General features: G+C 30.9%; 2 protein-coding genes. Both read left to right on the top strand.

Features of this window, described 5'->3' with window-relative positions; translation table 11 throughout:
* Positions 1-373 precede the first annotated feature (373 nt).
* Positions 374-1,750 carry a dipeptidase PepV gene (gene pepV / locus OL66_RS03040; protein ID WP_034172418.1) on the top strand — a complete coding sequence of 459 codons (1,377 nt, stop codon included), beginning with the start codon at positions 374-376 and terminating at the stop codon, positions 1,748-1,750.
* Between the two features lie 33 nt (positions 1,751-1,783).
* Positions 1,784-2,245: a hypothetical protein gene (locus tag OL66_RS03035; protein WP_193786180.1), complete on the top strand. Its 462-nt coding sequence runs from the start codon at positions 1,784-1,786 to the stop codon at positions 2,243-2,245.
* Positions 2,246-2,385 lie beyond the last annotated feature (140 nt).

Below are 2,385 nucleotides of genomic sequence, written 5' to 3'. Positions count from 1 at the left end.
AAAAGAAACACTTTTTTTATTTTTTATAAAAAAAATATTTTTCTTCTTTTAAATGCTAAAATAATGTTAAAATTTAAGTATTAAGATGTAGATAAAGTATAAAAATAAATGTAGAATTAATATTTTGTTTTCCGCCTTTCCCTCTTATTTTTGCTCAAATATCTGCTTATTATATGGATTAATATTGATTATTATGACCGAAATTAAAAAAATACCTTATCTACGCTTACATTTTATTTTGTGTTTGTGTTTTTGATTTTGCAAGTGTTTCCAACAAAATATACAAACAAAAAACAACACAATCAACAAACAAAAAAATTAAAATTAACAAAATTAACAAAAAAAATAAAAATAATAAAAAAGAGGTTAGAAAATGATTGATTTTAAAAAAGAGGTTTTAAAAAGAAAAGACGCCTTAATTGAGGCTTTGCAAACATTATTAAAAATTAACACTGAACTTACCACCTTTGATCCTAATAGAACAGGCGCTCCTTTTGGCGAAGGAAATCAACAAGCCCTTGATTTTATGCTTGATTTAGGCTCCCAAAGCGGCTTTAAAACCCTGAATTTAGAAGGATACGCTGGTCATATTGAATACGGCAACCAAAAAGAATGGGTTGGTATGATTGGTCATTTGGATGTAGTGCCAGCAGGAACTGGTTGGGACTATCCACCTTATGCGGCTTTAATTGTTGATGGCACGCTTTATGGCAGAGGAACCCAAGACGATAAAGGTCCTACAATGGCAGCTTTCTGGGCTTTGAAAATATTGCACGAACTAAATTTGCCGCTTTCCAAAAGAATTAAATTAATTTTGGGTGTCGATGAAGAAACTGGATTTCGTTGTATGAAACACTATTTTAAACAAATCCCTGAATTACCTGTATCTGGTTTTGTTCCTGACAGCCATTTTCCTGCTATTTATTGCGAAAAAGGAATTGGGGGTTTTACTTTTGAAGGCACAGTTTTAGATAATAGAATTGTAAGTATTCAAAGCGGGCAAGCCTCTAATGTTGTTCCTGATTTGGCACAAGCAGTTCTAAAATTTGATCCTAACTACTCAGATTTATTCCATAATTTTGTTAAAACCAACAGCATCAAAGCCACTTTAGAACCACAAGGCGATTTGTTAAAGCTTGAAGTTCACGGCGTTTCTGCGCATGGTTCGACTCCTGAAACAGGAAAAAATGCCCTTTATGATTTGATGAAAGTTCTTAAAGCATTGGGAATTACAAATACTTTGGTTGATTTTTTTGATCAATATTTGGTAGATAGTTTGGATGGAAAAAAATTAGGCATTAATCACTTTGATGAAGAAACTTATAATTTGGTTTGTTTTTCTGGAGTTTTAAAATTAGAAAATAATCAAGCTTTTTTCACTCTTAATTTAAGATATCCTAAAGGAATTACATTTGAAAAAATCCTTTTTCAATTGGAAAAAGCAGCCAAGAGCCAACATTTTTGCCTCAAAACTACCCTTCATCATCCCATTATGTATGTTGATCCTAAAAGTGAATTAATGCAAACATTATTAAAAGTTTATCAAAAACATACTAATGATTTAGTTTCCAAACCTATGTGTGTGGGTGGTGGTTCTTTTGCAAAATGCGCCCCTAATTTAGTACCTTTTGGACCTACTTTTGTCGATGAAGTTTCTTTAATTCATCAAAAAAATGAATCTATTTCAATTGATAAATTAATTACCTTAACTGCCATTTACACAGAAGCTTTATATGAATTAGCAAAATAAAATTAACAACCTATTGTTTTTAAAACCAGACATTTGGCATCCAACTTAATTTTGGGTGTGGATGAAGAAACTGGATTTCGTTGTATGAAACATTATTTTAGTAAATTGCATGAAGTGCCTGTTTCTGTTTTTGTTCCTGATAGTCGTTTTCCTGCTGTTTACTGTGAAAAAGGTCTTTGTGATTTTTCTTTGCAAGGTGTGGTATTAGATGACAGAATTATAAGTATTAAAAGTGGTAAAGCAACAAATGTAGTTCCTGATTTGGCACAAGCAGTTCTAAAATTTGATCCCTCTTATAAAACTTTATTTAATAATTATTTGCCTAAAAACGATACTAAAGCCACTTTAGAACCGCAAGGAGATTTGTTAAAAATAACTGTTTATGGAAAATCAGTACACGGTTCGACTCCAGAAAGAGGCAAACACGCCCTTTATGATTTGATGAAAGTTCTCAAAGCGTTAGGCATTACTAATAATTTAGTAATTTTTTTTTAACGATTATTTAGTAGATAGCTTAGATGGTCATAAAATAGGAATTTTTCACTTGGATGAAAAAACCACAAATTTAACTTGTCAATCAGGTTTTTTGATATTAGAAAAACAACAAGCTTTTTTTACTCTTAATTTAAGATATC

Source organism: Chrysanthemum yellows phytoplasma, from assembly GCF_000803325.1.
In the GTDB taxonomy this organism is placed as follows: Bacteria; Bacillota_I; Bacilli_A; order Acholeplasmatales; family Acholeplasmataceae; genus Phytoplasma; species Phytoplasma asteris.
This window is presented reverse-complemented; position numbering and strand designations above follow the sequence as displayed.